We start from the raw sequence: 15,986 nt of genomic DNA, 5'->3' as shown, positions 1-15,986 counted from the left end.
GTCGGCAGTCCCGTTCGCGAAGCTCGCGGACCGGACAGGTTGGCTGCCATCTATGCCGCGTTGATCGACATTTCGCACGCCGCGACGCTCGTCAGCTCGTCGGGCCGCCCTGACGACTCGGACCACTCGCGAGTACCCGTGCATCCTCCCCTGCCGGTAGTCGGCACCTCGGCATCCGCCGCGAAGGCCCGCGAGTTCGGTCCGCCGCTGGCGGCCAAGGCCGTGCACACCACCGGGGGTCCGGTGGTGATCACGCTCGGACGACCCCGCCAAGACCCCGATCGACCGCACACGTTTCTCTGCCCCTTCCGGATCGACGATCGCACCGAAGCGTTCGGACAGGGGATCGACGAGGTGCGCGCGGTGATCTCGGCGGTCCGCGGTGTGGGCTCCATCCTGGGGATCCCGCTGGACTGGCCCGCGCCGCGCACCGTCGCGCGGGGACAACAACGGCGCTGACCAGGAAGGCAGCGGCGGTGCGTTATCGTCGGCTACCGGCGACGAAGCAAGCTGCCCCGACCATCCATGCTGACCTGACAATCAGGGAGGAATCGTGGACATTACCCAGCTGATCCTTGATGACCACCACGAGCAGCGGCGGCTGTTCGCGATCGTGGAACAGATCGATCGCACCGACACCGGTGCGCTGTCATCGATCTGGGACAGACTCGCGGCTTTCCTCGAGCTACACGCGCAGGCCGAAGAGGAGATCTTCTACCCCGCGCTGCTCGAGACGGGGATCGCGGCCAGGCGCACGAGCGCGGTGGAGGACGAGACGCTCGATGCCATCCACGATCACAACGAGATCAGAGACGCGGTGGCCGACGTCGCGCGTCACCACGTGGGCACCGATGACTGGTATGCCGCCGTCGCAGCGGCCAACCTCGCCAACAGCGACCACATGGCAGAGGAAGAACGCGAAGGCCTCACCGAATTCCGCCGGTTGGCCCCGGTATTGCAACGCCACCGGCTGGCTGTCACGTTCGCCGCCTACGAGGCGCGCCACTACGCCGGTGTCCGGCCGGTCGACAAGGATCCCGGCAGCTATGTCCGCGCCGTGGAGGAGCAGGAGCCCCTGGCGAACGGATCGCTCGCCGTGGGCAGTCTGAAGCAGAACTGATTCGAGACGTCGGGGAAATCGGCGCCCCTGTTTCGACCTGATGCGCTCGGGTATCGCGCGGTTGTAGATCGAACCACAGACCGCCGCCGGGAACAGGATGGCCGACCTCCTGACCGGCGGGCGGGCGGTTGCCGGGGTCAGCGCGTCCCGTTCGGGCGCTGTCCCACACGACGGCCCCGGCAACCGCCAACCACTCCGGCGCCGGAGGAGTCAGTGTTCGGGTGGGTCGGCCCGTTCGACACCGAGTTGCTGGTCGTCGAAGGCGCCCTGCGCTGATCGGCGATGTGCGAGCCAGGGTCGAACCAGCCAGGTCCCGATGAACAGTGCACCGAACACCACCCCCGCTACCGCCGCCGCGACAGGGCCCGCCACGACATCGAAGAGCAGCACCGCCACTCCGACAAGTGCCACGCCGAGCAGTATCACTCCGGTGAGCGCGAGTTGATTCGACGCCGAGACCAGCCACGCGAGCTGATGCCGGCGAAACAGCAGCCGATGCGCGGCCACGGGGGCGACCAGCAGCGCGGTAGCGCAGATCGAGGCGGTGAGAACGACCAGGTACAGCACCCGCATCGACGTGCTCAACGATTCGAATCGAGGCTGGAACGGCAGCACCATCAGAAACCCGGTGAGCAGTTGAACGCCGGTCTGCACCACGCGCAATTCCTGCAGCAGTGCTGCCCAGTTCCGGTCGAGCCGCTGGATCTCGGTCTCGCCACGAACGCGCTGATTCCAGGAAGAGTCATCCATCACCAGACCCTCCTGCCTCGGCGCTCCGAATACGGTCCATCGCCGAGCCGAGAACCCAGTTTGCGGTGGTGACTCGAGAACGCGCCGCCGTCCTCCACCGAAGTGATCACCCCAGTATTCACCTCCACGACAGAAAGTACGTCGGATACTCGGTCGAATCCGTACCCCATGGGCTATTACAACAGGACGGTCACAACGCCTGACAGACGAATACTCGCGTGCTCAAATGGGTACTACCAACCGCTCGTGAGAACGCAGGAACAGCCGGGACACCGCGAATCCTGCCGGTGCCGAGGAAATCCCGCTCGGGTGTAGTAGTCCTACCGGATCACCGGCCACAGTCCCCGCAGCGTCGGCGAAAGCACAGTTCCAGAAAGACCGAGGAAGTTGTCATGCGCTATTCCGACCATCTCGCACTCGACTTCGTTGATCCCGTGCCCGAATCGGAACCTGAAGCACCATTCGTCCACTGGCCCGAACCCAGTCCGTTGCAGTCATGGTGGACCGAGATCATGGGCGGGATCAGGAACAGAGCTATGCCGTGATCGTGCCGGCCCCGATAGCCAGATCGACACCGACCAGGCACACACCGACGTCGAGGTCGACGTGCTCGAGACCGGGCAATGCGAGACCGACGAGGGAGTCAGCGCCGTCCGGCTCAGGTGTGGTCGAGGAATCTCGAGAGCTGTTCGATGACGGCGAGTGGCTGCTCCTGCTGGACCCAGTGCCCGGCATCGGGTACCAAATAGGTACCGGTGAACTGCGCGCACACGTCTTCCGCCATGGTGCGCAGCGCGCCGGGCGATTGCCAAATACCCCAATCGCATCGGCCGGCAATGAATTGGGTGGGCACTTCGATACGTGGGACGGTCGGCGTTGCTGTGAGCGGCAGGGTGAGAGCTCTGTACCAGTTGAGTGGGCCCTGGAATTCCGTGCGACCGAATTCTCGAGCGTAGAAATTCAGTTCTTCGTCGGTCAGCCAGGAACAGCCGGCCCGCTCCTGCGGTGAGGGTAAGTGCGGCGCTACTGTTTCCGGCATGCCGACGCCCGCGTCCATGACGTAGTACCGCGGCAGGAGTGCCAAATCGGCCGCGGTCGGTCCCGGGAGTTCTCCGGCGTCCGCATTGCCCGGCCAGTCAGCGCTCTTCATATGGAAATACGCGCGCAGAAAGTCGGCGATCCCTTGCGGGGCATGGTAAATGTCTGCGGCGCTCGAGGTTCCCGCGAAATAATGCTGGTAGTGCCTGCGCGGTGGTGACAGCGCGCGCAGGGCGTCGTCGAGTTCGGTCGAGGACTTGGGGATTCCCGCACCGGCGAACGGCGCGCTCATCATCGTCAACGAGCTGATGACGTGTTCGCCGCCGAGCGTGGCCCATCCCGCGACAACAGAGCCGAAGTCGTGCCCGACCAGATGCGCCCGGTCATAGCCGAGTGCGCGAACCAGACTCAGCGCGTCGCGGGCCAGGTTGTCGGTTCGGAAGGACGCCAGGTCGGTGACATCGCTGCCCGTCGTTCGGCCGTAGCCGCGTTGATCAGGGGCGACCACATGAAATCCGGCGTCGGCCAGCGGCGCCAAGACCTTGCGCCACGAGTACGCCAGTTCGGGAAAACCGTGCAGCAGCACCACCAGCGGACGACCGGAACGGCTGTGGCCGGCTTCGAGAACGTGCACACGCAACCCGTTGACGTCGTCGACGAAACGAGACCTCACCCCCTCCGCCAGCCCCGGAAAGTCGACATCCTGACCCATAGCGCCCTCCTCCACCCACGAATGTGGTTGCGCCGCATTCAAACACGGACGCGGACAATCCGGCCAGCGGTCGTTCTCCTCGACCGAGTCGATGGTGTAGCTCGCTACACCATCGACTCGGTGGACAGCTCGATCGTATTTCCAGCCCGCGACGACAACCATGGAGTCATGACCGAGACACCAGCCGAGCAGACACTCGTGGTCGACATCGCCGGCGAACCCACCGTGGCGCTCGATGCCACGCAGGAGACACCGCAGCGCCGGACGGGCCCGCTGGGGGCGATCCTGCGCGCACCGTTCGAGGCCAGGACGTGGAAGGAGCTCGCCTATCTGGTCCTGTCGTTCGTTCTGGGCTGTGTGGCTGTGTGCTACCTGTTCTTCGGGTTCGGCGGCGGGCTGTACGCGTCGATCGTGCTCATCGGTATCCCGTTGCTGGCGGGGGTGCTGCTCGGCGGGCGGGTGTGGGGCCGGATCTACCGGTTCCTCGGGCGCGGGCTGCTCGGCGCCCACGTCGAATCACCACCGGATTTCACCAGGTCGAGCGGCTTGTTCGGTTTCCTGAAGAGCGCGTTCACCGATCGGCCGAGCTGGCGGGCGGTGTTGTTCCTGCTCGCGCAGTCGGTGCTCGGTGTCGCGGTGGGCTGGGTCGTCCTCGTGACGATCGCGATGGTCGGGTTCACGGCGATCTCCCCCGTGCCGTGGGCGCTGCTCGATCCGGTGCAGGTGGACGACAACGGCGTGGAGCACCACAGTCTCGCGCAGTTCGGAACGTTCTACATCGATACCTGGCCGCGGGCGCTCGCCATGGCGGGGATCGGCATTCTGCTGTGCTTCGCGCTGCCGTGGCTGATCCGGGCAATCTGCTGGGTGCATCGGATGCTGATCGTGCACCTGTTGGCGGCGACACCGCGCGACCGGCAACTGGCGCAATTGCGGGCCAGCAGACGCGCCGCGGTGGACGACGCGACCGCCACCTTGAGCCGGGTCGAGCGCGACCTGCACGACGGCACGCAGGCGCGGCTGGTCACCATCGCCATGGCGTTGGGCAGGGCCGAAGAACGACTGGCCGCGGGTGGCGACGCCCGTGACCTCATCGCCGAGGCGCGCGCCAACTCCAAGGAGGCGCTCACCGAACTGCGCGAACTGGTGCGCGGCATCCATCCACCCGCGCTCGAACTCGGTCTCGGCCCGGCGCTGGAGACGCTCACTGCCCGCTGCGCGGTGCCGGTCGACCTGCGTGTGCAGATCCTGCGGCGACCGAGCCCGGCCATCGAGGCGATCGCCTACTTCTCCGTCGCCGAACTACTGACCAATGTGGTCAAACACGCGCACGCGAACCGGGTGGCGGTGTCGGTGCTGCCCGACAGTGTGCGGTCCATCGCGGTCACCGTGCGGGACAACGGAATCGGTGGTGCGCCCCGTCCCGGCACGCAGACCGTCACCGGCAGTGGGCTGGCCGGGCTCGCCGCCCGCGCTCTCGCTGTCGACGGCACGCTCACCGTCGACAGTCCCGCCGGTGGGCCTACCGTGGTGACCATGATCCTGCCGAACGAGGGCCCGCAGTGACCGCGGGCGGTGCGCACGGACCGTTGCGGGTGGTGATCGCCGAGGACAGCGCGATCCTGCGCGACGGGCTGGCCGGGCTGCTCACCGAACGCGGTCACGAGGTGGTGGCGATGGTCGGCGACGCGACGTCGCTGAGCGAGGTCGTCGGCACCCACCGGCCCGATGTCGCGGTGGTGGATGTGCGGATGCCGCCCAGCTTCACCGACGAGGGTCTGCTGGCCGCCATCGAACTGCGCAGGAAATATCCGGATACCGGCGTGCTCGTGTTCTCGCAGTGGATCGAAACCCGGTACGCCACAGAGCTTCTCGCCGCCGGAGCCAGCGGCGTCGGCTACCTGCTCAAGGATCGCGTCGCCGACGTCGGTGACTTCGTCGACGCGCTGCACCGGGTCGCCACCGGCGGCACCGCACTCGATCCCGAAGTGGTGAGTCAGCTGATGGGCGCGTCCCGGCAACAGGATTCGCTCGCCCGGCTCACCCCGCGCGAGCGGGAGGTGCTCGAGCTGATGGCGCAGGGGCTCACCAACAACGCCATCGCCACCTCGCTCACCGTCACCGAGCGGGCCGTCGAGAAGCACATCGGCAATATCTTCACCAAACTCGATCTGCCACCGTCGGATACCCGCCATCGCAGAGTGCTGGCGGTGCTGCGGCTCAAGGGATGAGCCGCAGACGACACACCGTCATACGGCAGGGCCGCTGTTCGGCGCTGTCGCGGCGACACTGCCCGCGATGCCCTTGGCGATGGAGCCGGTGATCCGCTCGGTCACCGCGCTCGTCGAGCGCAGCAGCAGTTGCAGCGCGGGCTTGCCCTCCACGGCGAAGGTCCACGTCAGCCGGGTTCCCGTGGCGGTCGGCGTCAGCTCGATGTCCTCGGCGAAGCGGCGCAGGCCGGGGATCGAGGCGAAGTCGACGGTAAAGGTCATGCGCCGCTGGTCATCCCAGCGGTAGAAGCGTTCGGTCAGCGCGGCGATGCGCCCGAGGGTGACGACGCGGCAGGTGCCGACGCCGAACGGGCGCGGTGTGGTCCACCGCATGCCGGTGACCAGCCCGGACCACGACACCAGCGCGTCATCGGCGACCAGGGCCGCCCACACCGCCGAGGGCGGCGCGGCAATGTCGATGACGTGGACGTAGCGGTTCGCCGCGCTCGCGAGGAACGCGTCGTCGGATTCGGTCAATGCGAAAGCCTGAGCCATGACTGTCCTTGTTCTTCCTGTTGTCGATCGACTGTCGATAATCCGTTCCAGCACAGGGCGGCCGCGGTGTCGACCGCGTCGCTTTTGGAGATCGGCCGCCCTGCCTCGAGCCAGTGGCCGGCCGTGAGGCGGCTGATACCCACCAGCGCCCAGGCGTGGATCTCGGCCCTGGCCTCGTCCACCCCGCCCGCGCGCAGTTCCACGCTCACCAGGGCGGCGCAGTCGCGCATCGCGGTGCGCACCCGCCACTCGACCGACGGCTCGCTGGGCACCGGCGATTCGAACACCAGCACATACCCGCCGACGTCGTGTTCGACGAAATCGAAGTAGGACATCACCGCCCGGCGCACCCGCTGCCGTGGGTCGGTGTCGCGGGCGACGGCGGCCCGGACGCCGTCGACCATCCGATCCAGATTGTGCTGCAGCACAGCGAGATACAGGTCGAGTTTGCCCGCGAAGTGGTCGTAGAGCACCGGTTTGCTGATCCCGGACCGCGCGCTGATCTCCTCCATCCGGGCGCCGTGGTAGCCGTGCGCGACGAACACGTCTTGCGCGGCGACCAACACCGCCTGTCTGCGGCGGGCCCGCGCGGCGGGCCCCCGCAGACCGAGCGGTGACGTGTCGGTTCGCACCTAGCTGTCTGCCTCGGTCACCGGTCGGCCTCCGCGGAACGGTCCCGGATGTCGGTGACGATGGCGGAGAAGTCGCGCCCGGCGTCGGTCTGGTTGAACCGCGCGTAGATCGCGGCGGCGAGTTCGCCGAGCCGGCCGTCGACCCCGTTGGCCTGCAACGCGTTCGCGGCCAGGGTGAGGTCTTTCGACATCAGCGCGGTAGCGAAGCCGGGCTGGTAGTCGTTGTTGGCCGGGCTGGTGGGGACCGGGCCGGGCACCGGGCAGTAGCTGGTCAGTGCCCAGCTCTGGCCGGATGCGGTGGAGACCACGTCGAAGAACGACTGATGGCTCAGGCCGAGCCGCTCACCGAGAACCAGTGCCTCCGACAAGCCGATCATGGAGATCCCGAGCAGCATGTTGTTGCAGATCTTGGCGGCCTGACCGACGCCGGAGTCACCGCAGTGCACCACCTTGCCGCCCATTACCTCCAGCACATCGCCGGCGTCGGCGAAGTCGGCGGCCGTGCCGCCGACCATGAAGGTGAGGGTGCCCGCGGTGGCACCGGCCACCCCACCGGAGACCGGTGCGTCCAGCGGCCGATGTCCGGCCGTCACAGCCTGGGCCGCAGCGGCTTTCGCGTCGGCCACATCGATGGTGGAACAGTCGAGGAACAGGGTGCCCGGCGTGGCGGCGGGCAGCAGCTCGGCGTAGACGTCGAGGACGAGTTTGCCGTTGGGCAGCATGGTGATCACCACGTCACGGTTGACGGCGGCCTCGACGGCGGTGGCCACCACCGTCGCGCCGTCGGCGCGCGCCTGCTCCTGCGCGGCGGGCACCGGGTCGTAGGCGAGCACGTCGTAGCCCGCCCGCACCAGATTCGCCGCCATCGGGCCGCCCATGTGGCCGAGCCCGAGGAAACCGATCGTCTTCGTCATCGCTGTGCCTCCGCTGTCGTCGAACCCAGCTCCGCCGCACCCAGTCCGGCGAAGTACGCCGCCACCTGCTCGTCGGTCACCTCGGCGAGGGTCGCGGGCCGCCACTGGGGATTGCGGTCCTTGTCGATCACCTGGGCGCGGATGCCCTCGACCAGGTCGTGCGAGCCGAGTGAGGCGATCGAGACCCGATATTCCTGGTCCAGCACCGCCTCGAGGCTCGGCAGGTCCTGCGCGGCACGCAAGGCCCGCAGCGTGACCTTCAGCGCAACTGGGGATTTCGCGAGGAGAGCAGCGGCTGCCTCGACGGCCTCGGGCGCTTCGTCGGCCTGGAGCCGCGCCGCGATCTCCTCGACGGTGTCCGCGCTGTAGCAAGCGTCGATCCAGCGCTGCTGTGCGAGCAGGTCCGAGGCCGGCGCGGACTCGGCGAACTTCGCGATCGCCGCGTCGACACCGACGGTGCCCAGCGCGTCGAGCAGCTCGGGTAGTGCGTCGGAGGGCACGTAGTAGTCGGCGAATCCGGCCGCGATCGCGTCGCCCGCGGACATCCGCGCGGTGGTCAGCGCCACGTGCGTGCCGAGCTCACCCGGTGCCCGCGAGAGCAGGTAGGTGCCACCGACATCGGGGACGAAACCGATGCCGACCTCGGGCATCCCGATCTTGGACCGTTCGGTGACGATGCGGTGGCTGCCGTGTCCGGCCAGGCCGACCCCACCGCCCATCACGATGCCGTCCATGAGCACCACATACGGCTTGGGATAGCTGCCGATCAGCGCGTTGAGGTGGTACTCGTCGCGCCAGAACCGCCCGGTGGGCGAATCGGTGCCCGCCGTACCGCCTTTCGCGTCGGCGTGGATGGCCACGATGTCGCCGCCCGCGCAGAGCCCGCGCTCCCCCGCGCCGGTGACCACGACGGCGCGCACCGCGTCGTCGTGAGCCCAGGAGCGCAGCGCGTCGGTGATGGCCAGTGTCATCGCGTGATTGAGCGCGTTGATGGCCTTGGGCCGGTTCAGGGTGATCACGCCGAGACCGTCACGGACGGCGATCAGCACCTCGGGTTCGTCGGTCATGCTGCTCCGATCAGCGAGCGGGCGACAACCACCCGCATGATTTCGTTGGTGCCCTCGAGGATCTGGTGCACCCGCAGGTCGCGCACGATCTTCTCCAGGCCGTATTCGTGCAGGTAGCCGTAGCCACCGTGCAATTGCAGTGCCTTGTTGGCCACGTCGAACCCGGTGTCGGTGGCGAATCGCTTCGCCATCGCGCACAGCGATACCTTGTCCGCCGCGTCCGCGTCGAGCGCGGCGGCGGCCCGCCACAGCAGCGTCCGCGCCGCCTCCAGTTCGGTGGCCATGTCGGCCAGCTCGAACTGTAGTGCCTCGTTGCGCACCAAGGGTTTTCCGAAGGCGTGGCGTTCGGTGAGGTAGCGGACCGTCTTGTCGAGCGCGGCCTGCGCGCCGCCGATCGAGCAGGCGGCGATATTGAGCCTGCCACCGTTGAGGCCGTTCATCGCGATCGAGAAGCCGTCGCCCTCCTCACCGAGCCGGTTGGCGACCGGCACCCTGGCACCGTCGAGGATCACCTGCCGGGTCGGCTGCGCGTTCCAGCCCATCTTCCGTTCGTTCGGTCCCACCGTCAGACCCGGTGTGTCGGCCGGGACGATCAGCGCCGAGATGCCGCGCGGGCCGTCCCCGCCGGTTCGCACCATCATCACGTACACGTCGTTGGCGCCGGCGCCGGAGATGAATTGCTTGGCGCCGGACAGGATGTAGTCCTCGCCGTCGCGAACGGCCTTGGTACTCAAGGCCGCCGCGTCGGATCCGACGCCCGGTTCGGTGAGCGCGTAACTGCCGAGCAGCTCCAGCGCGGCCATTCCCGGCACCCACCGGTGGCGCTGCTGCTCGGTGCCGTAGGCATCGATCATCCAGGTCGCCATGTTGTGGATGGAGATGTACGCCGCGACCGAGGGGCACCCGGTCGAGAGCTGTTCGAAGATCCGCACCGCGTCGAGCCTGCGCAGTTCGGAGCCGCCGACATCGGCGCGCACCGCGATGCCGCCGAGGCCGAGCGGGCCCGCCTTGTGCAGCACGTCGACCGGGAAGTGTTTGCGCTCATCCCAATCCAGCGCGTTGGGCGCCAGGAACTCGTCGGCGAACTGGCGCGCGGTCTCGCCGATCGCGCGCTCGTCCGCATCGAGGGTGAACATCGCCGCCTCAGTCCATCGTCGGGATGACGAAAGCGTTGGACTCCTTGAGCCCGGCAGGCCAACGCTGGGTCACCGTCTTGGTCTTGGTGTAGAACCGGATCGAATCCGGGCCGTGCTGGTTGAGATCACCGAAGCCCGAGCCCTTCCAGCCACCGAAGGTGAAGTAGGCGATCGGCACCGGAATCGGCACATTGACCCCGACCATGCCGACCTGCACACGAGCGGAGAAATCGCGCGCGGTGTCACCGTCGCGGGTGAAGATCGCGACACCGTTGCCGTATTCGTGCTCGTCGACCAGCTTCAGCGCTTCTTCGTAGTCGCCCGCGCGGACCACGGTGAGCACCGGGCCGAAGATCTCCTCTTTGTAGATCCGCATATCGGCGGTGACATTGTCGAACAGGCTCGCGCCGACGAAGAAGCCGTTCTCGGCACCCTCGACGCTCAGGCCGCGGCCGTCGACCACCAGGTCGGCGCCCTCGTCGACCCCGATCTGGACGTAGTCGTTGACCCGGTTCACCCCATCGAGCCCGACCAGCGGACCGAAATCGGCGCCCGCGTCGTCGGAGCGCCCGACATTGAGCTTGTGCACCCGCTCGGTCAGCTTCGCGACCAGCCGATCAGCGGTCTCCGCGCCCACCGGCACAGCCACCGACAGCGCCATGCAGCGCTCCCCCGCGGACCCGTACGCCGCGCCGATCAGCTGATCGGCGACATCGTCGAGGTCGGCATCGGGCATCACGACCGCGTGGTTCTTGGCCCCACCGAAACACTGCGCGCGCTTGCCGTTGGCGGTCGCGGTCTCGTAGATGTACTGGGCGATCGGAGTCGAGCCGACGAAACCGACCGCCTTGATCCGCTTGTCGCCCAAGATCGTGTCGACGGCTTCCTTGCCGCCGTTGACCACGTTGAACACCCCCGGCGGCAGACCCGCCTCGAGGAACAGCTCGGCCAGGCGCAGCGGCACCGACGGATCGCGTTCGGAGGGCTTGAGCACGAAGGCGTTACCGCAGGCCAGCGCCGGACCTGCCTTCCACAGCGGGATCATCGCCGGGAAGTTGAACGGCGTGATGCCCGCGACGACACCCAGCGGCTGACGCATCGAGTACACGTCGATACCGGTGCCCGCGCTGTCGCTGTACTCGCCCTTGAGCAGGTGCGGGATGCCGATCGCGAACTCGATGACCTCGAGGCCGCGCTGGATGTCGCCCTTGGCGTCGGCGATGGTCTTGCCGTGCTCGGAGGAGAGCAGCGCGGCCAGGCTGTCCATCTCGTCGTTGACCAGGTTCACGAACTTCATCAGCACCCTGGCCCGCTTCTGCGGGTTGAACGCCGCCCACACCGGCTGAGCCGCGGCCGCGTTGTCGATCACCGCGCTCACCTCGGCGGCATTCGCCAGCGGAACCTTGGCCTGCACCTGCCCGAGATTCGGATCGAAGACGTCGCCGAAGGCGCCGGAAGTGCCGGTGACGTGCTTGCCGCCGATGAAGTGCGTGAGTTCGCGAACCATGCCAGTCCTACTCCGTTGATGTCGGTCGCGCGGTGTGCGCAGTTGGAGGGTTTCCAATAGTTGGATGTCCAAGTAATTGGTACCTTCGCAGTCCGGCCCGGTGTTTGTCAATGCAGGGACCGACACTATTGACATACCGCCAACAAAGTAGTGCAGAACTCGAGACCAGCTACGCGGGGGCCGACCGGGTCACCGAGGACCCGACCCCCCGATGCGGAGCCCGCGCTTACAACCCGGCTACCAGAATCGGAACCACGTACGTGCGGGCGAACGCTGCCAATGCTTGCTCCGAGCCGGTGTCGATGGTGCCCACCGGCTGCAGGATCAGCGAGTGCACCACGCGGCAGACCACTTCGACCCGAGCGCTCAGGTCGGGAATGTCGGGAAATCGGCTGTCCTCGAGCACCTTTCGGAGGATCTCGGTGGACGCCGCGACCGAGAGCAGGAAGAACGACGCCCCGTCGACGGTGAGCTGGGGCAGCAGGCGGTCGGCCTCCAGCGTGAGCAGCCGCTCGACCAATGGGTGCGCCCGCCAGCGCGTGATCACGGTGGTGAACACGTCGACGACGATGTCGTCGAAGGTGTCGTGGCGCGCCGGGATCTCACCCAGGTCGGCCAGCAGCCTGCGCACCTCCCGTTCGAAGGCCGCGCTCACCACATCGTCGCGCGAACCGATCCGCCGGTAGACGGTGGCGCGGTCGACGTCGGCGGCCTTGGCGATGTCCTCGATCGTCGTCTTGCGCACGCCCACCCGCTCGAACTGCACGAGGGCGGCATCGAGAATTCGTTCTTCGACGGAGTCGGCGGTGGGCGAATTTCCCGAGGTCGCGGCGGCGGAGAGCACGCTTCGACGGTATCAGGCGCGGCGGGTCCCGATCACAACCGCAGATCAGATCCGTCTGCAACATTGCGATACTATTTGTTGCACTGTACGGTTCCGATATGGCTGATAACGGTGCAACGGCGCGCTCCTATCAGGAACAAGCGCACGCAATTCACGCGCGGGATGTGCATTTCGACTTCTCGTCGGTGCCCCTGCACTACATCCCGGGCGAAGTCCTCGCGACACATGTCACCAACGTGATGCATCTCGTCCTCCCCGAGGGCGAACGGGCGATGGCCACCTGCCTGGCCGAAGCCCTGCCCTATATCGAGGACGAGCGGCTGCGGGAGGAGGTCACCGGGTTCATCGGCCAGGAATCGATGCACGCCAGCAGCCACGAGGGCGCGCGGCGGCATCTGCAGTCGATCGGACTCGATGTCGAGTCCTATGTCGCCAAGATCGCCTGGATGGTCGACCGGATCCTGGGCGACCAGGGACTCACCGGCCGCGCCAAAGAGGAATGGCTCAAGGAACGCCTCGGCCTGTTCGCCGGGATGGAACACTTCACCGCCGTCATCGGCGAGTGGCTGCTGGAATCGGACGTACTCGCCGAGCTCGGGATGGACCCGACCATGCTCGACCTGGTGCGCTGGCACGGCGCCGAGGAGGTCGAGCACCGCAGCGTGGTGTTCGACGCCTACATGCACGTCGACGGCGGCTACGCCCGCCGACTGCGCACCGGGCTGCTCGCCAGCGGCACCCTGCTGCCGCTGTTCGTCATCTCGACCGCGTACCTGTATCGCCAGGATCCGAGCAAGGACAAGGGCCGCTCCTGGGCCAGGCAATTCGTCAGCGCCACCGTGCGCGGGGTGATTCCGAGCTTCACCACGTTCGTCACCGAGATGCCGCGCTACCTGCGACCGAGTTTCCATCCCTCCCATCTGGGTTCGATGGACAACGCGCTGCGGTATCTGGCGCACTCGCCGGCGGCTCGCGCGTGAACCCTCCCGCGGGTGTCGCGACACCGAGCCTGCGAGCCCTCGGTGCCGCCGTCGACATCTACAAGAAGGTTTTCACCCAGCCCGCGCTGTCGCCACCACATCCGGTGCGGCACAACGGCTTCGATCTCGACGTGCGGGTGGAAGCGGTGCACGCCGAGGCCGCCGACGTGGTGAGTCTGACCCTGGTGGGCGCCGACGGCGGGGACCTGCCGTCGTGGCGGCCGGGATGCCACATCGATGTCTTCCTTGCCTCGGGCCGCCAGCGCCAGTACTCGCTGTGCGGTGACCCGCGCGACCGCCATCGCTACCGGATCGCGGTGCGCCGCATAGACAACGGCGGCGGCGGATCGCGGGAGATGCACACCCTGCGCGCCGGTGACGTGTTGCGCATCCGCGGTCCGCGCAACGCCTTCACCTTCGTCGAGACCGCGCCGTCGTATCTGTTCATCGCCGCGGGCATCGGGATCACCCCGATCCTGCCTATGGCTCGGGCGGCCGGTTCCCGAGGGCGGCTGGTCTATCTGGGCCGTTCGCGCGAGACCATGCCGTTCCTGGCCGAGCTCCCGGCAGGCGCCGAGGTGCGCCCCGACGACGAATTCGGCTCACCCGATCTGCCCGCACTGCTGGCCACCGCCGCCCCCGGTGCGGCGGTCTACGTGTGCGGTCCTCCCCCGGTGCTCGACGCCGCCCAGCGCAGCCTGTTCGCGCTGAATCCCACTGCCTCGCTACACACCGAACTGTTCTCGGCGCGGCCGGTGACCGACGGCAAAGCCTTCGACATCACCCTCGCGCGCAGCGGGCGGACCGTGCGCGTCGAGAGCACCGAAACCGCGCTCGACGCGATCCGCCGGGTGCGCCCCGACGTCGTCTACTCCTGCCGACAGGGTTTCTGCGGCAGCTGCAAGACCAAGGTCCTCGCGGGCTCGATCGATCATCGCGACCGACTGCTCCCCCCGGGCGAGCGTGCCGACCACCTCCTCACCTGCGTGTCCCGTTCCGCCGGTGGCGCACTCACGCTGGACCTCTGACCGCGAAAGGCACGCCTCCCGTGACCACCACCCTCAGCTTCGACGTCCACAGCCCCGCGACCGGTGCCCTGGTCGGTTCCTATCCCAGCCACGACGAGAGCGCCGTCGAGGCCGCCGTCGAACGGGCCCACGGTGCCGCGACCTGGTGGCGCACCGCGGGTTTCGACGAACGTGCGCGTCGTCTCGATCGCTGGCGCGCCGAGATCACCCGCGGCCGTGACGAACTCGCTCGCATCATGAGCCAGGAGATGGGCAAACCCCACTCCGACGCCGCGCTCGAGATCGTGATGGCGCTCGAACACCTGAAATGGGCCGCGCACAACGCGAAAGACGTGCTCGGTCCGCGATCGGTCGCGCCCAGCCTGTTGACCGTCAACCAGGCCTGCCGGCTCGAGTACCGCCCCTTCGGCGTGGTCGGGGTGATCGGCCCCTGGAACTACCCGGTGTTCACCCCGCTCGGCTCGATCTCGTTCGCCCTCGCCGCGGGCAACGCGGTGGTGTTCAAACCCAGCGAGTACACCCCGGGAGTCGGCGTCTGGCTCGCCGAGGCGTTCGCCCGCGCCGTCCCCGAACAGCCGGTGCTGCAAGTGATCACCGGCGGCGGTGAGACCGGCGCGGCGCTGTGCCGCAGCCGGGTCGGCAAGATCGGGTTCACCGGTTCCACCGAGACGGGCAAACGCGTGATGGCCGCCTGTGCGCAGCGGCTCACGCCGGTGCTCATGGAATGCGGCGGCAAGGACGCACTCGTCGTCGACGCCGACGCCGACCTCGGCGCCGCCGCCGACGCCGCGCTGTGGGGTGGCATGGCCAATGCCGGGCAGACCTGCCTCGGAGTGGAGCGGGTGTACGTCCACACCGACGTCTACGACACCTTCCTCACCGAACTGCTCGATCGGGCCCGCGGCCTGCGAGCCGGGTCGGGAACAGCGAAGATCGGTCCGATCACCATGCCCAAACAGCTGGCCGTGATCCACCGCCACATCGAGGACGCCCTCGCGCGCGGCGGGCGGGCGTTGCTGGGCGGCCTCGACGCCATCGAGGGCCAGTTCGTGCAGCCGACCATCCTGGTCGACGTGCCGCACGACGCCGCGGCGGTCACCGAGGAGACCTTCGGCCCGACGCTGGTCGTCACCCGGGTCGCGTCCATGGACGAGGCGATCGAGCGGGTCAACGACTCGGAGTACGGGCTCGGCGCCACCGTCTTCGCCCGCCGCGACGGCGACGCCATCGCCGACCGCATCGACGCGGGCGCCACCTCGATCAACGCGTTCGTCGCGCACGCCACCATCCCGGCGCTGCCGCTGGGCGGGGTCGGCGCCTCCGGCTTCGGCCGGGTGCACGGTCCCGACGGTCTGCGCGAGTTCACCTACGCCAAAGCGACTACGCGGCAACGGTTCCCCTCGCCGCTGGCGCTCACGACATTCACCCGCAGCGCCCGGATCGACACCGTCGTCGATCGCCTGGTCTCGGTGCTGCACGGAAGGATCGGCTGA

The 15,986-nt window shown here is 67.9% G+C and carries 16 protein-coding genes; 7 read left to right on the top strand and 9 right to left on the bottom strand.

Going from position 1 to position 15,986, the window contains the following annotated elements:
• The first annotated feature begins 39 nt into the window (after positions 1-39).
• Together ACWDXS_RS01520 and ACWDXS_RS01515 are read left to right on the top strand one after the other, a co-directional pair.
• Positions 40-459 (top strand): hypothetical protein, encoded by a 420-nt coding sequence (locus ACWDXS_RS01520; RefSeq protein WP_378989749.1) that lies wholly within the window; start codon positions 40-42, stop codon positions 457-459.
• Between the two features lie 94 nt (positions 460-553).
• The gene (locus ACWDXS_RS01515; RefSeq protein WP_449960886.1) at positions 554-1,120 is read left to right on the top strand and encodes a hemerythrin domain-containing protein; all 567 of its coding nucleotides are present in this window, start codon (positions 554-556) and stop codon (positions 1,118-1,120) included.
• Positions 1,121-1,330: 210 nt separating this feature from the next.
• On the opposite strand, the gene ACWDXS_RS01510 is transcribed toward ACWDXS_RS01515, so the two are convergent.
• Complete coding sequence (locus ACWDXS_RS01510) at positions 1,331-1,870, bottom strand: DUF6328 family protein (protein ID WP_449960883.1); 540 nt, start codon at positions 1,868-1,870, stop codon at positions 1,331-1,333.
• A 658-nt stretch (positions 1,871-2,528) separates the two neighbouring features.
• Entirely contained in the window at positions 2,529-3,620 is a 1,092-nt protein-coding gene (locus tag ACWDXS_RS01505; protein ID WP_449960880.1) for an alpha/beta fold hydrolase, read from the bottom strand.
• A gap of 168 nt (positions 3,621-3,788) precedes the next feature.
• Between ACWDXS_RS01505 and ACWDXS_RS01500 the strand changes: the two genes are divergently transcribed.
• Positions 3,789-5,186: a sensor histidine kinase gene (locus tag ACWDXS_RS01500; protein ID WP_449960877.1), complete on the top strand. Its 1,398-nt coding sequence runs from the start codon at positions 3,789-3,791 to the stop codon at positions 5,184-5,186.
• Between the two features lie 23 nt (positions 5,187-5,209).
• Positions 5,210-5,851, top strand: a complete 642-nt coding sequence (locus tag ACWDXS_RS01495) for a LuxR C-terminal-related transcriptional regulator (RefSeq protein WP_387447028.1) — start codon at positions 5,210-5,212, stop codon at positions 5,849-5,851.
• An 18-nt stretch (positions 5,852-5,869) separates the two neighbouring features.
• Here ACWDXS_RS01495 and ACWDXS_RS01490 read toward each other — a convergent pair whose 3' ends face one another.
• The 7 genes from ACWDXS_RS01490 to ACWDXS_RS01460 all read right to left on the bottom strand — a co-directional run bounded on the left by ACWDXS_RS01490 (position 5,870) and on the right by ACWDXS_RS01460 (position 12,485).
• The gene (locus ACWDXS_RS01490; RefSeq protein ID WP_449960873.1) at positions 5,870-6,385 is read right to left on the bottom strand and encodes an SRPBCC family protein; all 516 of its coding nucleotides are present in this window, start codon (positions 6,383-6,385) and stop codon (positions 5,870-5,872) included.
• Positions 6,364-7,017, bottom strand: a complete 654-nt coding sequence (locus tag ACWDXS_RS01485) for a TetR/AcrR family transcriptional regulator (protein WP_379314285.1) — start codon at positions 7,015-7,017, stop codon at positions 6,364-6,366. Before ACWDXS_RS01485 ends, ACWDXS_RS01490 begins: the two co-directional genes overlap by 22 nt.
• Before the next feature lie 17 nt (positions 7,018-7,034).
• Complete coding sequence (gene mmsB, locus ACWDXS_RS01480) at positions 7,035-7,931, bottom strand: 3-hydroxyisobutyrate dehydrogenase (protein ID WP_449960870.1); 897 nt, start codon at positions 7,929-7,931, stop codon at positions 7,035-7,037.
• Entirely contained in the window at positions 7,928-8,998 is a 1,071-nt protein-coding gene (locus ACWDXS_RS01475) for an enoyl-CoA hydratase/isomerase family protein (protein ID WP_449960868.1), read from the bottom strand. Before ACWDXS_RS01475 ends, mmsB begins: the two co-directional genes overlap by 4 nt.
• Entirely contained in the window at positions 8,995-10,134 is a 1,140-nt protein-coding gene (locus ACWDXS_RS01470) for an acyl-CoA dehydrogenase family protein (RefSeq protein ID WP_449960866.1), read from the bottom strand. Before ACWDXS_RS01470 ends, ACWDXS_RS01475 begins: the two co-directional genes overlap by 4 nt.
• Positions 10,135-10,141: 7 nt before the next feature.
• Positions 10,142-11,641, bottom strand: a complete 1,500-nt coding sequence (locus ACWDXS_RS01465) for a CoA-acylating methylmalonate-semialdehyde dehydrogenase (protein ID WP_449960863.1) — start codon at positions 11,639-11,641, stop codon at positions 10,142-10,144.
• 226 nt (positions 11,642-11,867) lie between these two features.
• Positions 11,868-12,485 carry a TetR/AcrR family transcriptional regulator gene (locus tag ACWDXS_RS01460; RefSeq protein WP_449960860.1) on the bottom strand — a complete coding sequence of 206 codons (618 nt, stop codon included), beginning with the start codon at positions 12,483-12,485 and terminating at the stop codon, positions 11,868-11,870.
• Positions 12,486-12,583: 98 nt separating this feature from the next.
• Here ACWDXS_RS01460 and ACWDXS_RS01455 point away from each other — a divergent pair, with 98 nt between their 5' ends.
• From ACWDXS_RS01455 to ACWDXS_RS01445, 3 genes are read left to right on the top strand one after another with little or no spacing between them, the layout of a single operon-like run.
• Complete coding sequence (locus ACWDXS_RS01455; RefSeq protein ID WP_449960858.1) at positions 12,584-13,465, top strand: metal-dependent hydrolase; 882 nt, start codon at positions 12,584-12,586, stop codon at positions 13,463-13,465.
• Positions 13,462-14,493 carry a PDR/VanB family oxidoreductase gene (locus ACWDXS_RS01450; protein ID WP_449960855.1) on the top strand — a complete coding sequence of 344 codons (1,032 nt, stop codon included), beginning with the start codon at positions 13,462-13,464 and terminating at the stop codon, positions 14,491-14,493. The genes ACWDXS_RS01455 and ACWDXS_RS01450 overlap by 4 nt, the downstream gene beginning before the upstream one ends.
• Positions 14,494-14,513: 20 nt before the next feature.
• Complete coding sequence (locus tag ACWDXS_RS01445; RefSeq protein ID WP_449960852.1) at positions 14,514-15,986, top strand: aldehyde dehydrogenase family protein; 1,473 nt, start codon at positions 14,514-14,516, stop codon at positions 15,984-15,986.

It is taken from the genome of Nocardia sp. NPDC003183 (assembly GCF_053590715.1).
The sequence above is the reverse complement of the archived record's forward strand: the minus strand, read 5'-3'. Positions and strand labels throughout refer to the sequence as shown.